The sequence below is a fragment of the Pseudomonas parasichuanensis genome, assembly GCF_021601385.1.
In the GTDB taxonomy this organism is placed as follows: Bacteria; Pseudomonadota; Gammaproteobacteria; order Pseudomonadales; family Pseudomonadaceae; genus Aquipseudomonas; species Aquipseudomonas parasichuanensis.
The window spans coordinates 24,672-40,435 of record NZ_BQHO01000009.1 but is presented as its reverse complement, the minus strand read 5'-3'; the positions used below and the strand labels follow the sequence as shown (position 1 = coordinate 40,435).

Here is a 15,764-nt window from a genome sequence, read left to right as displayed (position 1 = left end):
CGAATGCGTGTGTATCGATTTGCGTACGGTGTATCGATTTCAATACGACTTGTTGCGTTCAGTTCGCGCCAAACAATGGCAACGCCAGGTACAGCTTGATCACGATGACATTGATGATGTCGATGAAGAACGCCCCAACCATCGGTACCACCAGGAATGCAATGTGCGAAGGCCCGTAGCGTTGGGTGACGGCTTGCATGTTGGCAATAGCGGTTGGTGTGGCGCCCAGCCCGAAGCCACAATGCCCGGCTGCCAGCACCGCCGCATCGTAGTTGCGCCCCATGACCCGGAAGGTCACGAAAATCGCGAACAGCGCCATGACCAATGTCTGCATTGCCAGTAGCACCAGGAACGGCAATGCCAGGGACGCCAGGTCCCACAGTTTCAAGGACATCAGGGCGATCGCCAGGAACAGCGACAGGCTGACATTGCCCAGCACCGAAACTTCCCGCTCGAATACCTGGTAGACGCCCAATACCGACAGTACGTTGCGCAGCAGCACCCCCACGAACAGCACGCAGACGAAGGTTGGCAATTCGAACGCGGTGCCCAGCAATGCGCCATTGAGCAGTGAACCGGCCAATAGACTTACGGCGATCAAGGCAATGGTTTCAATCAGCGAAAAGGGCGTGATCAAACGCTCTTTGTTGGGTTGCTCGAAACCTTTTGGCAGCCCAGGCATGCCCTGTTCGACGCCCGGTGTCTTTATGCGTTTGATCAGCAGGCGTGCGACAGGGCCGCCGATCAGGCCGCCCAGCACCAGACCAAATGTTGCGCAGGCCATGGCCAGTTCGGTGGCCGATGCCAGGCCGAACTGTTCTGTGAAGGTGGCGCCCCAGGCCGCACTGGTGCCGTGGCCGCCCGACAGGGAGATCGAGCCGGCCAGCAGGCCCATCAACGGATCCAGGCCCAACAGCTTGGCCAGCCCGATGCCCATGGCGTTCTGCACCAGCAACAGCCCGACGACGACCAGCAGGAAGGTTGCGACGACGCGGCCGCCCTTCTTCAAGCTGGCAATATCGGCGTTAAGGCCAATGGTGGCGAAGAACGCCAGCATCAAGGGTGATTGCAATGAAGTATCGAACTGGACCTGAATATCGAGTTTGCGCAGCGCCAGCAGGGCAAGGGCAACGATCAAGCCACCGGCGACCGGTTCGGGGATGTTGTAAGTTCGCAAAAAGCCGATGCGTTTGACCAGGCCGCGCCCCAGCAGCAATACCAGTGAAGCGGCCACGAGTGTTCCGTAAAAATCGAGTTCAAGCATTCAACGTACCCTTCGTCATGGTGTAGAGGCCCAATTGAGGCGCCTCCCGAACAGAGTCGAGATGGTACGTGGCAATATTTCGAAAGTATTAGTTAGCCCGTAGGGTAACTCTGAAGAGTAAGTAAGGCTTTTCACTGGTTTGAGATGAGCGCGGATCAAATGGATCCGCGCGGCAACGATCAGCCTTTGTTTGGAATACCGTACTTGCGCAAGCGCTGGGCAATCGCCGTATGCGAGGTTTGCAGGCGCCCCGCCAGTTGCCGCGTCGAGGGGTAGCTGGCGTACAGGCGCTGCAACAGTTCGCGCTCGAAATCGCCAACGGCCTGGTCCAGGCTCGCCACTTCGCCGTCCTGCCCGCGCGCCACCGAGGTGCCGGCGATGTCCAGGTCGCCGATATCCACCAGGTTGCTTTCGCAGATGGCCGCGGCGCGGAAGATCACGTTCTGCAGCTGGCGCACGTTGCCCGGCCAGGGGTTGGCCAGCAGCGCCGCATGGGTAGCAGGCGCCAGCCGGCACGCGGGCCGCTGGATCTGGGTGCAGGCCTGCTGCATGAAGTAATGCGCCAGCAGCAGGATGTCCTGGCCGCGCTCGCGCAGCGGCGGCACTTGCAGGTTGAGCACGTTGAGGCGATAGAACAGGTCTTCGCGGAAGGTCCCTTCGCTGACCATCTGCTCAAGGTTGCGGTGGGTGGCGCTGATGATGCGTACATCCACCTTCACTTCGCGGTCGCCACCGACCCGGCGGAAACTGCCATCGCTGAGAAAGCGCAGCAGCTTGGCCTGCAGGTACGGCGACATCTCGCCGATCTCGTCGAGGAACACCGTGCCCTGGTTGGCCAGTTCCATCAGCCCCGGCTTGCCGCCGCGCTGGGCGCCGGTGAAGGCGCCCGGGGCATAGCCGAACAGCTCGCTCTCGGCCAGGCTCTCGGGCAGTGCGGCGCAGTTGAGGGCCAGGAAAGGCGCGCTATGGCGGCTGCTGATGGCGTGGCAGGCGCGGGCCACCAGCTCTTTGCCGGTGCCGGTTTCGCCGTGCACCAGCAAGGGGGCGTCGAGGGCCGCCACGCGCAGGGCGCGGGCCTTGAGGGTGCGGATGGCCGGCGAGTCGCCGAGCATGGCGTCGAAGCCCTCGGCGTGATCGTGGTGCAGCGCCGACAGCCGCTCGCCCATGCGGTTGGGCGGGTACAGGGTGAGCAGCCCGCCGGCATTGGTGATCGGCGTGGCGTCGAGCAGCAGGCTCTGGCCATTGAGCTGCATCTCGCGCATGGGCAGGTGGAAATTGTTGTCCAGCAGCGCCTGGAGCAGCTCGGCGTCGCCGAACAACTCGGCCAATGAGCGCCCGGCCGACTCGCGCCCGCACAAGGCGATCAGCGCCGGGTTGGCCAGCAGCACCTTGCCGGCGCTGTCCACGGCCAGCACCGGGTCGCTCATGGCGGCGAGCAGGGCGTCGAGCTGCAGGTGGCGGCGTTGGCCGGGGAGAATGTCGACCACTTGCACCGACTGCACGCCACGCACCTCGAACAGGGCGTCGTGCAGCTCTTCGAGCACGGCGGGGCTGAGGGTCGGGGCGTCGATGTAGACGTTCGGCGGGACCATCTCAACGGCATCGAGGTTGAGGTTGCGGGCACCGAGCAGGGCCAGGACTTCCTGGGTGATGCCGACGCGGTCGATGAAGCTGACGTGGATGCGCATGGGATTGAGGCTATGGCCGGGGAGGACGCCAGTATGCCTTGGGGGAAAGGCCTAGCCCAGTATCGCGGGGCGCTGTGCGCCCTTTCGCTGGCAAGCCAGCTCCCACAGGAGCGCCTGAGCCCTCGACATGCGCTGTACCTTGTGGGAGCCGGCTTGCCGGCGATGAGGGCATGACGGGTAACGCGTCACTCGAGGTGTTCAGGCTTGATCGGATCGCCCGACTTGACATCCAGCTTGGTGCGAATGTCTTCGAACATCGCGTCATACAGTTTGTGCGGCGAGCCCAGGGTCTCGAATTTCTTGGGCGGCGCCAGGTAGGCCTGGGCCTTGCGCGTAGTGACGCTGAGGAAGCTGGGCAGCACCTGGTCCTTGGCCAGGAAGAACTTCTCGTCGACCGGCTTGCCCTCGATGCTGCCGTGCAGGCGGAACTCGATGCCTCTGCCTTCCTTGGGGTCCTGGGCCACTTCGTAGTTGATGTTCAGGTCATAGCTGTGGTCGTTGGTGTTCAGCGCGGTGCGCTCGATATGAACATGACCGGGTTGGTACTGGGCCATGGTGGAATCCTCCGGAAGGTTGAAAACGGCGGGCGACGGGCGCCCGCCAACTGCATTCAACGGTAGCTGATACCCGGCTTGGCGGTGGAAACCCGTGTGCCGGCAGTGCCCTTGACGATGTCCTCGATGTTTTCCAGCGAGCTGATCACCGCGACCTTGCCGGTGTGCCGGGCGAAGTCGCAGGCGGCCTGAACCTTGGGCCCCATGGAGCCTGCGGCGAAGCCGAGTTTCTCGAGTTCGTCGGGGTGGGCCTGGGCAATGGCTTTCTGGCTGGGCTTGCCGTAGTCAATGTAGGCCGCATCGACGTCGGTGGCGATGATCAGAAGGTCGGCTTCCAATTGCTCGGCCAACAGTGCCGAGCACAGGTCCTTGTCGATCACCGCCTCGACGCCCTTGAGCTTGCGGTTTTCGTCGTACATCGTGGGGATGCCGCCGCCACCGGCGCAGATCACGATGCTGCTCTTTTCCAGCAGCCACTTGATCGGGCGGATCTCGAAGATGCGCTTGGGTTTGGGGCTGGCCACCACGCGGCGGTACTTGTCGCCGTCGGGCTTGACCACCCAGCCTTTTTCCTTGGCCAGGCGCTCGGCTTCTTCCTTGGCATACACAGGGCCGATGAACTTGGTCGGGTCCTTGAAGGCCGGGTCCTTGGCGTCCACTTCAACCTGGGTGAGCAGGGTGGCGAACGGCACCTCGAAGGCCAGCAGGTTGCCCAGCTCCTGTTCGATCATGTAGCCGATCATGCCTTCGGTCTCGGCGCCGAGCACATCCAGCGGGTAGGCTTCGTCCGGCTTGTACGACAGGCTTTGCAGCGACAGCAGGCCCACCTGCGGGCCGTTGCCGTGGGCGATGACCAGTTCGTTGCCGGGGTGGATCTTGGCGATCTGTTCGGTGGCGGTGCGGATATTGGCGCGCTGGTTGTCAGCGGTCATCGGCTCGCCACGGCGCAGCAGGGCGTTGCCGCCCAATGCAACAACGATACGCATGGGGAATGTCCTTTACGGAAATAGGGGGGGCGTCCCGAACCATTGTGGGAGCCGGCTTGCCGGCGATCACCGGCGAAGCCGGTGCCATGCACCGTGTTGCCCGCATCGCCGGCAAGCCGGCTCCCACAGAGTCCAGGTTGCTGTCAGAGATCAGCCAGGGTCGACACCAGGATCGCCTTGATCGTGTGCATGCGGTTCTCCGCCTGCTCGAAGGCGATGCACGCCGGCGACTCGAACACGTCATCGGTCACTTCGATGCCGTTGGCCAGGTGCGGGTACTGTTCGGCGATCTGCTTGCCGACCTTGGTGTCGGAGTTGTGGAACGCCGGCAGGCAGTGCATGAACTTGGTGCGCGGGTTGCCAGTGGCTTTCATCAGCTCCTTGTTCACTTGGTAGGGCAGCAGTTGCTGGATGCGTTCGCCCCAGGCTTCGACCGGCTCGCCCATCGATACCCAGACGTCGGTGTGCACGAAGTCCACGCCCTTGACCGCGGCTTTCGGGTCTTCGGTGAGGGTGATGCGGGCACCGCTTTCTTCTGCGTATTTCTTGCAACGCTCGACCAGGTCGTCATGGGGCCACAGCGCCTTGGGTGCGGCGATGCGCACGTCCATGCCGAGCTTGGCGCCGATCAGCAGCAGCGAGTTGCCCATGTTGTTGCGAGCGTCGCCCAGGTAGGCGTAGCTGATGTCGTGCAGCGGCTTGTCGCTGTTTTCACGCATGGTCAGCACGTCGGCGATCATCTGGGTCGGGTGGTATTCGTCGGTCAGGCCGTTGAACACCGGCACGCCGGCGAACTTGGCCAGCTCTTCGACGATTTCCTGCTTGAAGCCACGGTACTCGATGGCGTCGTACATGCGCCCGAGCACGCGGGCGGTGTCCTTCATGCTCTCCTTGTGGCCGATCTGCGAGGAATTGGGGTCGATGTAGGTGACGTTGGCGCCCTGGTCGTAGGCGGCGACTTCGAAGGCGCAGCGGGTGCGGGTCGAAGTCTTCTCGAAGATCAGGGCGATGTTGTTGCCCTTCAGGTGCTGCTGCTCGGTGCCGGTGTACTTGGCGCGCTTGAGGTCGCGGGACAGGTCCAGCAGGTAGCGCAGTTCGCGGGTGGTGTGGTGCTCGAGGCTGAGCAGGTTGCGGTTATGGATGTTGAACGCCATGACGGTTCTCCTTGAGTTCGGTAGGTAGCCCGGCCGCCACTTCGTGGGTACGGCCGGGTGCAATGGGCGTTAGTAATCGATAGGGTCGCGGACGATCGGGCAGGTCATGCAGTGGCCGCCGCCACGGCCCCGGCCCAGCTCGCCGGCGCTGATGGTGATGACCTCGATGCCGGCCTTGCGCAGCAGGGTGTTGGTGTAGGTGTTGCGGTCGTAGCCGATGACCACGCCGGGCTCCACGGCCACCACGTTGTTGCCGTCATCCCACTGTTCGCGCTCGGCGGCGAAGCTGTTGCCGCCGGTCTCGACCACGCGCAGCTTTTTGAGGTTGAGCGATTCGGCTACCACCTCGATGAAGGATTTGTCCTCGCGTCGCACATCCATGCCATACGGCTTGCTGGAGTCGGGGCGAATGACGAATGGAACGATTTCCTTGACCACCTCGGGGAAGACCGTGACCAGGTCGCGATCGCAGAAGCTGAACACGGTATCCAGGTGCATGGCGGCGCGAGATTTCGGAAGCCCGGCCACTACCACCTTTTCCACTGCGCCTTTGGCAAACAGCGATTGCGCCAGCTGGCCGATGGCCTGGCGCGAGCTGCGCTCGCCCATGCCGATCAATACGACGCCATTGCCAATCGGCATCACATCGCCGCCTTCGAGGGTGGCCTTGCCGTGGTCCTTGTCCGGGTCGCCGTACCAGACTTCGAAGTCGGCGTTGGTGAACTCGGGGTGGAACTTGTAGATGGCGCTGGCCAGCAAGGTTTCCTGGCGTCGCGCCGGCCAGTACATCGGGTTTAGCGTAACGCCGCCATAGATCCAGCAAGTGGTGTCACGGGTGAACTGGGTGTTGGGCAGCGGGTCGAGCAGGAAGCTGGAGTGGCCCAGGTAGTCGCGGTACATCTTGATTACGCTGGCGCCTTCGCTATCGGGCAGGTCTTCACCGGCTACGCCGCCTATCAGGAATTCGGCCAACTTGCGTGGTTCCAGGCCTTCGAGCCAGCTGCGGACCTCGTTTTTCAGGCCAATGCCAACCGTGTCATCGGTGATTTTGCGATCGAGGATCCACTTCAGTGCTTCGGGGTTCTGCACGGTCTCGGTCAGCAGGTTGTGCATTTCCAGTACTTCGATGCCGCGTTCACGCATCTTGGTGACGAAGTCGAAGTGGTCGCGTTTGGCCTGGTTGACCCAGATAACGTCGTCGAACAGCAGTTCGTCGCAGTTGCTCGGGGTCAGGCGCTGGTGCGCCAGGCCTGGCGAGCAAACCATCACTTTGCGCAGTTTGCCGGCTTCGGAGTGGACGCCGTATTTCTGTTTTTCAGTGGACATGGTTCATTCCTCCAGTAAAGCGAATACAGGTGTTCAAAGGGTCAGGAAACCGTCGTACAAGCCGTAGGCCGCCACCACGGCGCCCACCACCACGGCGGCGAAGATCAGTTTTTCGATGCTGGTGAAGATCGGCTGGCCCACCTCGCGCTTGGCCTTGGCGAACAGGATCGCGCCAGGGGCGTACAGCAGGGCCGAGAGCAGCAGGTACTTCACGCCGCCGGCATACAGCAGCCAGATCGCGTAGATCAGGGCGATGCCGCCGATGATCAGGTCTTTCTTGCGTTCGGCCAGCGCCTGCTCGTAGGTCTCGCTACGCCAGGCCAGCAGGAAGGCGTAGGCCGCCGACCACAGGTAGGGCACCAGGATCATCGAAGTGGCCAGGTAGATCAGCGACAGGTAGGTGCTGTTGGAGAACAGCGTGATCACCAGGAATATCTGCACCATGGCGTTGGTCAGCCACAGGGCGTTGGCCGGCACCTGGTTGGCGTTCTCGCGGCGCAGGAACTCCGGCATGGTGTGGTCCTTGGCGGCGGCGAACATGATCTCGGCGCACAGCAGCACCCACGACAGCAGCGCCCCCAGCAGCGAGATGATCAGGCCGACGCTGATCAGCACCGCGCCCCAATGGCCGACCACGTGTTCAAGCACGGCAGCCATGGACGGGTTCTGCAGCTTGGCCAGTTCCGGCTGGGTCATCACCCCCAGTGACAGCACGTTGACCAGCACCAGGAACAGCAGCACGGTGACGAAGCCGATGACCGTGGCCTTGCCCACGTCGGAGCGTTTTTCGGCGCGGGAGGAGAAGATGCTCGCGCCCTCGATGCCGATGAACACCCACACGGTGACCAGCATCATGTTGCGCACCTGGTTCATCACGCTGCCCAGCTCCGGCGTACCGACCGCCCAGATATCAGCGGTGAAGATGTCGAGCCGGAAGGCGAACAGGCAGATCAGCGCGAACAGCGCCAGCGGCACGACCTTGGCCACGGTGGTGACCAGGTTGATGAACGCCGCTTCCTTGATGCCGCGCAGTACCAGGAAGTGCACGGCCCACAGCAGGATCGAGGCGCCGATCACTGCCGCCGGGGTGTTGCCTTCGCCGAAGATCGGGAAGAAGTACCCCAGGGTACTGAACAGCAGCACGAAGTAACCGACGTTGCCCAGCCAGGCACTGATCCAGTAGCCCCAGGCGGACGAAAAACCCATGTAGTCGCCGAACCCGGCCTTGGCGTAGGCGTACACACCGCCGTCAAGGTCCGGTTTGCGATTGGCCAGGGTCTGGAACACAAAGGCGAGGGTGAGCATGCCCACCGCGGTGATGGCCCAGCCGATCAGCACGGCACCTACGCCGGCGCTGGCGGCCATGTTTTGCGGCAGCGAGAAGATCCCGCCACCAATCATCGAGCCGACGACAAGTGCAACAAGCGCACCCAACTTTAGTTTTGCGGGAGAATCAGACATTTAACGACTCCGTACCAGGAGAAAGTTGACCTCAGAATAATTCTGACGCCTGGGCCATTAGCTGATTTAGATCAGTTCATGCCGACATGAAGGGTTGAAAAGACCCTTCATGTACCTCCTGGAGGATGCCGACAGCTCTGCTGCAGGCCTTGTGCGCTGGCACCTCCGTGTCCTTCTAGAGCAAACGCTCCGTTTTGCCTGCGCTATGAAGCTAGCCGTTTCTGGATATTTCGCAAATTTTTCACAAGATTGGATGGTGGCGATGAGCCATGCGCGAGAAAGTCCTTTCAAATGCTGTGCGTCACGCGTGTTTAGTTAGACAAAGGAGTTATGAGTGAACTAGCTTTAATGTCCTGCATTAATATAAATATGCTGTAACATTTATATGCGTTAGATCGAAATTTCATGCGCCGCACGGGCCAGAGGGGAGAAGCGCCATGAGCGAACCGGGACAGAAGCTGCGCCTAGGCGCCCTGATTGCGCTGGTGGTCGGCTCGATGATTGGCGGGGGGATTTTCTCGCTGCCGCAGAACATGGCCGCCCGCGCCGACGTCGGCGCCGTGCTGATCGGCTGGAGCATCACCGCGGTGGGCATGCTGGCACTGGCCTTCGTGTTCCAGACCCTGGCCAACCGCAAGCCGGAACTGGACTCGGGGGTGTACGCCTATGCCAAGGCCGGCTTCGGCAACTACATGGGCTTTTCGTCTGCCTGGGGCTACTGGATCAGCGCCTGGCTGGGCAACGTCGGCTACTTCGTGCTGCTGTTCAGCACCCTGGGTTTCTATTTCCCGGCGTTTGGTGAGGGCAATACGCCGTTGGCAATCGGTTGCGCCTCGCTGTTGCTGTGGGCGGTGCATTTTCTGGTGCTGCGCGGCATCAAGGAGGCGGCGTTCATCAACCAGGTGACCACCGTGGCCAAGGTGGTGCCGCTGCTGATGTTCATCGTGATTGCCGCGTTCGCCTTTCGCGCCGATATCTTTACCCGCGACATCTGGGGCTTGAGCAACCCCAAGTTCGGCAGCGTGCTGGAGCAGGTGCGCAACATGATGCTGGTGACGGTGTTCGTGTTCATCGGTATCGAGGGCGCCAGCGTGTATTCCGGCCGTGCCGAGCGCCGCTCGGACGTGGGCAAGGCCACGGTGCTGGGCTTTCTCGGAGTGCTGGCGCTGCTGGTGCTGGTCAACGTGCTGTCGCTGGGGGTGATGACCCAACCGGAGCTGGCAGGCTTGCAGAACCCGTCGCTGGCCTCGGTGCTGGAGCACATCGTCGGGCCGTGGGGGGCGTTGCTGATCAGCATCGGTCTGGCGGTGTCGCTGCTGGGCGCGTTGTTGTCCTGGGCGCTGCTGTGCGCCGAGATCCTGTTCGCCACTGCCCGTGACAAGACCATGCCGCGCTTCCTGGCCCGGGAAAACGCCAATCACGTGCCGGCCAATGCGCTGTGGCTGACCAACGTGATGATCCAGGGTTTCCTGTTGATCACGCTGTTCTCGGCGGGGACCTACACCAGCCTGATCTACCTGGCGTCATCGATGATCCTGGTGCCGTACTTCTGGTCGGCGGCCTACGCGGTGTTGCTGGCGCTGCGTGGCGACAGCTATCAGGGCCAGCCCAGCGTGCGCCGCAAGGACCTGCTGGTGGCGCTGGTCGCCTTGCTGTACGCGGTCTGGCTGCTGTATGCCGGGGGGCTCAAGTATGTGCTGCTGTCAGCGCTGCTGTATGCGCCGGGGGTGATCCTGTTCGCCCGGGCCAGGCGCGAGCAGGGGCAGGCGCTGTTCACCTCGTGGGAGAAACTGATTTTCGCGGGGGTGCTGGCGGGGGCGGGGCTGGCGGCGTATGCGCTGTATTCGGGGCTGTTGAGTCTGTGAACGGCGCAATCGCCGGATAACGGGCTCTCTGTAGGAGCGGCACAAGGCCGCTCCTACAGGGGCACGCGTTGAAGCCTCACCACTGAGCAGTGGCCGACCCCAGCTCGCAGCTACCCCGCGCCCAGCCCATCACTGCCGTGCCCACCTGCAGCGGCCCTTTGATCCGCTGCGCCGCGCCCCAGGGCGTGTGCTCGATCTGCGGCTCGAGATCCGCCTTCGTCTCGGCTGCCAGCGGCAGGTCTTCCTCCACCGTCCCGCGTTCAACCAGCAGTTTCGCGGTACGCGCCAGCGACAACCGCGCCTGGCAGCCCTGGCCGCTGCGCAAACGCTCGGTCAGCGCGCGGATCGCCTCTGCCGCCATCAGGTAGCCGGTGGCATGGTCCAGCGCCTGCACCGGCAGTGGCACAGGCCGATCCGCTTGCTGCCAGCGCATGCCTTCTTGAGCGATACCGGTGCTCATCTGCACCAGGCTGTCGAAGCCGCGACGGTCCTGCCAGGGGCCATCCCAGCCATAGGCGTTAAGGCTTATATCGATCAGGCCGGGGTTGAGCTGGCGCCGCCGTTCGGCACCCAGGCCCAGGCGTTCGAGCGCATCGGCGCGGTAACCGTGGACCAGGATATCGGCCTCGCCGAGCAGGCGTTCGAATCGCTGGCGATCAGCCTGTGCCCGCAAATCCAGCCGTGCGCAGCGCTTGCCCAGGGTGACTTCAGCTGCCAGCGACGGCTCATCCCAGCCCGGTGGGTCGAGGCGCAGTACCTCGGCGCCGAATGCGGCCAGCAAGCGGGTGGCGACGGGGCCGGCGATGATACGGGTGAGGTCGAGCACCTTCACCCCGGCCAGCGGCCTGGCCGCATTGCCTTGCCAGGCTTGCGCCGGCCCGGCGAAGGCCTGGCGCAGGATCAGCGATTGCCGGTTGACCGCCTGGCCCTGCGGGTGGGCACACCACTGCGGCCAACTGCGCATTCGCGCCGCACAGCCACCGGCTGCGACCACGGCGGCTTCAAGGGCATCGCCTTCCCAGGTGGCCACCTCGTGGGCGACGCTGGCACGTTCGGCGTGGCTGCCGAGCACCTGCAAGGCAGCGGCACGATGGTGCGGGGCATTGGTGTGCAGGCGGATCCAGCCATCGCGGGTCGGGTAGTCGCCGGCGATGGCATCCCATAACGGCGGGAGTTGCCAGCCGTGGGGGCGCAGGCTGGTGCCGAACCAGAACGAGGCCAGGCGACGGTCGATCCGCACCGCTGGGCAAGTGCCCACCTGGCTTTCCAGCAGCCTGGCCAGGGCCAGGCCGCAGGCGGCAATGCTGGCGCTGGCCAGTTCGCTCACGGCGAAGGTCGAGGGCAGGGCGCCGACCCCTTGCCAGCGCGCGGCGGTGGGGGCGAGGCTCAGGGACTGGGCGATGGTGTCGAGCAATGGCTGCATGCAGGGTCCTCCTTGCTGGGCCCTATTGCAGTACATCCGCCCGTGCGGTGCAAACCCCTCAGCGTTGCAGCTCGACAGAACCCGGCGTGGTCGGCCGCTCCGGGCGCGACCAGATCCACAGGTTGCCCAGGCTCATGCCGGCGATGGCCAGGTACACCGGCCAGTGGTGTTCGAGAAAAGTCAGCATCAGCCCCGCGCACAGCAGCATGCTCACGGTCGCGCTGACCTTGGCGCGACGCTGGATCACCTTGCCATTGCGCCAGTTGAACAGGATCGGCCCGAACAGCCGGTGGTTCTCCAGCCAGGCGGACAGCCGCGGCGAACTGCGGGTGGCGGCCCAGGCGGCGAGCAGGATGAATTCGGTGGTGGGCAGGCCGGGGATGACGATGGCGACCAGGCCTACTCCCAGGCTGACATAAGCCAGGAGCGCGTAGAGCAGGCGGGACACTTTGGAGCGGGCGAGTCGGGTCATGGTCTCACTACAGCGGTGCGGCCGCCCGCAGGCGGCCGGGTGAAGCGTGTCAGGCCAGCGCGGCGTCGGTGGCGTAGGCATGCTTGAGCAGCTCGGTGAAGCGCTCGAAGGCGGCGACCGCGCCACGTTCGGCGGCGGCGTCTTCCTCGGGCGACAGGGCCTGGCTGTCGAGAATGCGGGTGAACTGCTTCCAGCCTTCGGCGCGGCCGCCTTCCGGCTCGCCCAGGTGACGGGCACCAAAGCTGTCGGACAACTCCAGCGCCACGGCACGCTTGATCAGGAATGCGGCGCCCAGTTTGGAGCCTTCGGAGACGAAGATCCAGCCCAGGGCTTCACCCAGGCTCGGGTTCTGCAGCGCACCGGCGACGGGGGCCGGCACGTCGGTGTCGAGGTCGGCGAGGTCCAGGCGTGCCTGTTCGGCGCGGCAGCGCGCCGCCAGGTCAGGGACGATGGCGATCAGTTGCGGGTCGTTGTACAGGGCCTGCAGCTCCGACTGGAACAGGTACTGGGCGACCACGAAGCGGGCAAAGCTCTCGCGGCTGTCGAACGGCTTGTGCGACTTGACCAGGGCGTCCAGCTCGGTGTGCGGGGCGTGGGTGACCTGGTTCAGGCGCTGGGAGCGCAGGGCGGCGCGTTCGGAAGAGGTGGACATCGGGGGCATCCTTGGGAAATGGGCTGTCTAGTGACAAGACGAAACAGAAGACGGGCGACAGTAAAAAAACCTCACCTGGGAAGTTGAATCATTTACCGGGCGCGCAATGGGTGTCGCCCCCATCGCCGGCAAGCCGGCTCCCACAGGCACAGCTCCTGTGGGAGCCGGCTTGCCGGCGATGGGGTACACCCTGCCGGGATCAGATATCCCACACCAGGTTGATGGCAAAGTTACGACCCGGCGCGGTCAGGCGGTCAAGGTTGGCCGGCTGGGTGACGGCGGCTTCGCCGACACCGTTGCTGCCGACCATGGCGTACTTGCGCACGTCGTCCCACTGCCAGTACTTCTTGTCGGTGAGGTTGTACAGGCCGCCGTTGACGGTCAGGTCGTCGCTGATGCGATAGAAGCCGGTCAGGTCGAGCACGCCGTAGCCCGGGGTGCGGAAGCGCGAGCTGGAGCCGTCCGGGGCGAAGAACTTGGTGTCGTCGACGCGGTTCTTGCGCTTGACCAGGGTCCAGCTGAGCTGGGTGCCGTAGTCCGCTTGCTCATAGCCGAGGCCAAACACGCCGGTCAGCGGGTTGATGCTGTTGAGCGGTTGGCCGCTGTCGTCATCACGACCGTAGAGGTAGGCGATCGAGCCGACGGTATACAGGCCCTCAGGCGCGCCGAAGTGGTCGAGGTTCAGGCGGCCTTTGACCTCGGTGCCCTTGATGGTGGCGTGCTTGATGTTGTTGGCCTGGAACGAAGTACCGAGGCTGGCCGACTGCACGGCCTCTTCGTTGATGAAGTCGCGGTACTTGTTGTAGAACACCGCCACATCGAAGTTGCCGGCGTCGAAGTTGCCGCGCAGGCCGGTTTCGTAGCTCTTGCTCTTCTCCGGCTCCAGCCCTGGGTTGGGCTCGACCACATAGCCGCCAGCGACGTTCTCGAAGCGCCCCCAGATGGCTTTGGCGCTTGGCGTGCGGAAACCTTCGGCGTACTGGCCGTACCAGGTGTAGTTGTCGTTGAAGGCGTAGGTGATGCCGAACTTGGGCGATACGCGGTGCCATTTGCGCTCGGAATCGTCGACCTTGCCCGGGGTCGCGCTGGTGCCCTGCACGGCACGCAGGTACTCGGTGGTCATCTTCGGGTCGATACGGGTGTAGTCGTAGCGGGCGCCCGGCAGGAAGGTCCAGTCGTTCCAGCGGATTTCGTCCTGGACGAACAGGCTGTAGGTGTCGATGGTCGGATCGGGGAAGTCGCTGACCAGCACCTGGCCGTCGCCCGGGCTGTTCTGGCCGATGGCCCGGCAGCTGCCGCCGATGGCCACGCAGGTGCCGCTGCCGCTGCGCGAGCCGGTGACCTTCTCGTGCTTGAAGGTGGTGCCATAGGTCAGCAGGTGGTCGGTGGCGCCGATGCTGAAGGCCTTGTCGAGCTGGCCGTCGAATACCCACTGGCGGTCTTTGTAGGTGGTGTCGCGTTCACGCAGCACGGTACGGCTGAACGGGAAATAGATTTCCGACGTTTGCTGGTCGGTCTTGGCGATCTGGTAGTTCAGGCTCCACTTCGCGTGGTCGGCGACCAGCGAGTCCAGGCCGAACTCATGCTCGATGCCGAAACGTTCGCGGGTAACGGTATCGTTGCCGCTGCGGCTGCGGTACATGCCCAATGGCGCGCCGTTGTTGAACGGCCCGCCGATGGCGCTGAGGATGTTCTGGTCGCGATCGTCCTTGTAGCGCTCGTAGGTCAGCCCGAAGCGGGCATCGTCGGCGTAGTTCCAGCCCAGCTTGGCCAGTACGTTGGTGGTGCGCACATCCTCGGGGTTGGCTTCGGTGCGCGACAGGCCGGTGCCGCCGTGTTCGCCATAGGACTCGGTCTCGTGGCCGTTGCGCTGGCTCAGGTGCAGCAGGCCGTCGAAGTCGCCGTGGCGGCCGGCCACGGTGGCGGAGGTCAGCCAGCTTTCGTCGGCCGAGCTGTAGCCGGTCTTCAGGCGCGCGCCGACGTCCTTGCCAGGCTTGATGATGTCCGCGGGGTCGAGGGTGTAGTAGCTCACCGCGCCGCCGATGGCGTTGCTGCCGTACAGCACCGAGGCCGGGCCGCGCAGGATCTCGACGCGCTTGACGATTTCCGGGTCGACGTAATTGCGCTGGGTCTGGGCATAAGGGCCGTAGAAGAAGCTGTCGGGGATGGACACGCCGTCCACCTGGGTCAGCACGCGGTCGCCGTCGATGCCGCGAATGTTGTAGCCGTTCAGGCCGCTGCGCTGACCGGTGCCGGACACCGACACGCCTGGCTCATAGCGCACCAGGTCCTTGATGTTGTTGACGTTCTGGCGGTCCAGCTGTTCGCGGGTCTGCACGCTGACGGTGCTGGGCACCTGGCTGACATCCTGGGCGCTGCGGGTGGCGCTCACGGTCACTTGCTGCAGGGCGATGGCGTTGCCGGCGGCCTGGCGCTCGAGCACCACGTTGCCGTTGCCGATCTTGCGGTAAGCCAGGCCGGTGCCGCGCAGCAGGCGTTGCAGGGCCGCCTCGGCGGGCAACGAGCCCTGTACTCCAGGCGAGGCTACGCCCTCAGCCAGCTCCGCGCTGAAACCCACCTGCCAGCCGGTGACCTGGCTGAACGCATTGATGGCCTCGACCAGGGGCTGCTGGTTAATGGCGAAGCGGTAGTCGCCCATGCGCGGGCTGCTGGCCTGGGCAGGCTCCACGGCCAGCGCCGGCAGGCTGCAGGCGCCGCTGGCGAGCAGGGCCAGGGTCAGCAGCGACAGTTGCCCGCAGCGGCGGGGTGAGGAAGATGGGCGAGTTTGACCTGAGGACATCGAGAGCGCTCCCTGTCGCGCGAGGGTTATAGGCAGTAGCTGTTCTCGTTTTCGAACGAGAATCAATCGTATTGGCTATAACGAGACGGGCGAGGCGGGGCGATCGCGTAAAAAAACTT

Annotated in this window: 12 protein-coding genes; 1 reads left to right on the top strand and 11 read right to left on the bottom strand. The window is 64.0% G+C overall.

From position 1 onward, the window contains the following. Nucleotides 1-58: 58 nt before the first annotated feature. The 7 genes from gltS to arcD (L6D77_RS09685) all read right to left on the bottom strand — a co-directional run bounded on the left by gltS (nt 59) and on the right by arcD (L6D77_RS09685) (nt 8,433). Nucleotides 59-1,264 (bottom strand): sodium/glutamate symporter, encoded by a 1,206-nt coding sequence (gene gltS, locus L6D77_RS09715; protein ID WP_232883144.1) that lies wholly within the window; start codon nt 1,262-1,264, stop codon nt 59-61. 179 nt (nt 1,265-1,443) lie between these two features. Next, a complete protein-coding gene (locus tag L6D77_RS09710) occupies nt 1,444-2,952 on the bottom strand; it encodes a sigma-54-dependent transcriptional regulator (protein WP_232883145.1) in 1,509 nt (502 codons plus the stop codon). A 185-nt stretch (nt 2,953-3,137) separates the two neighbouring features. Continuing rightward, the gene (locus L6D77_RS09705; RefSeq protein WP_232883146.1) at nt 3,138-3,506 is read right to left on the bottom strand and encodes a DUF5064 family protein; all 369 of its coding nucleotides are present in this window, start codon (nt 3,504-3,506) and stop codon (nt 3,138-3,140) included. A 56-nt stretch (nt 3,507-3,562) separates the two neighbouring features. Beyond that, the gene (arcC, locus tag L6D77_RS09700; protein WP_232883147.1) at nt 3,563-4,492 is read right to left on the bottom strand and encodes a carbamate kinase; all 930 of its coding nucleotides are present in this window, start codon (nt 4,490-4,492) and stop codon (nt 3,563-3,565) included. Nucleotides 4,493-4,635: 143 nt separating this feature from the next. After that, a complete protein-coding gene (locus tag L6D77_RS09695; protein ID WP_110993243.1) occupies nt 4,636-5,646 on the bottom strand; it encodes an ornithine carbamoyltransferase in 1,011 nt (336 codons plus the stop codon). Nucleotides 5,647-5,715: 69 nt separating this feature from the next. After that, on the bottom strand, nt 5,716-6,972 hold the full coding sequence (gene arcA / locus L6D77_RS09690) for an arginine deiminase (RefSeq protein ID WP_232883148.1): 1,257 nt from the start codon (nt 6,970-6,972) through the stop codon (nt 5,716-5,718). A 33-nt stretch (nt 6,973-7,005) separates the two neighbouring features. Further along, nucleotides 7,006-8,433, bottom strand: a complete 1,428-nt coding sequence (gene arcD / locus L6D77_RS09685) for an arginine-ornithine antiporter (RefSeq protein WP_232883149.1) — start codon at nt 8,431-8,433, stop codon at nt 7,006-7,008. Between the two features lie 437 nt (nt 8,434-8,870). Here arcD (L6D77_RS09685) and arcD (L6D77_RS09680) point away from each other — a divergent pair, with 437 nt between their 5' ends. Then, complete coding sequence (gene arcD / locus L6D77_RS09680) at nt 8,871-10,298, top strand: arginine-ornithine antiporter (RefSeq protein WP_232883150.1); 1,428 nt, start codon at nt 8,871-8,873, stop codon at nt 10,296-10,298. A 76-nt stretch (nt 10,299-10,374) separates the two neighbouring features. Here the strand turns inward: arcD (L6D77_RS09680) and L6D77_RS09675 are convergent, their stop codons facing one another. The 4 genes from L6D77_RS09675 to L6D77_RS09660 all read right to left on the bottom strand — a co-directional run bounded on the left by L6D77_RS09675 (nt 10,375) and on the right by L6D77_RS09660 (nt 15,645). Continuing rightward, entirely contained in the window at nt 10,375-11,721 is a 1,347-nt protein-coding gene (locus L6D77_RS09675; protein ID WP_232883151.1) for a CoA transferase, read from the bottom strand. Between the two features lie 58 nt (nt 11,722-11,779). Beyond that, nucleotides 11,780-12,193, bottom strand: coding sequence for a YbaN family protein (locus tag L6D77_RS09670; RefSeq protein WP_232883152.1), 414 nt, complete (start codon nt 12,191-12,193; stop codon nt 11,780-11,782). Nucleotides 12,194-12,242: 49 nt separating this feature from the next. Then, nucleotides 12,243-12,854: a biliverdin-producing heme oxygenase gene (locus tag L6D77_RS09665; protein ID WP_232883153.1), complete on the bottom strand. Its 612-nt coding sequence runs from the start codon at nt 12,852-12,854 to the stop codon at nt 12,243-12,245. A 190-nt stretch (nt 12,855-13,044) separates the two neighbouring features. Then, on the bottom strand, nt 13,045-15,645 hold the full coding sequence (locus L6D77_RS09660; protein ID WP_236170041.1) for a TonB-dependent receptor: 2,601 nt from the start codon (nt 15,643-15,645) through the stop codon (nt 13,045-13,047). Between the last annotated feature and the right edge of the window lie 119 nt (nt 15,646-15,764).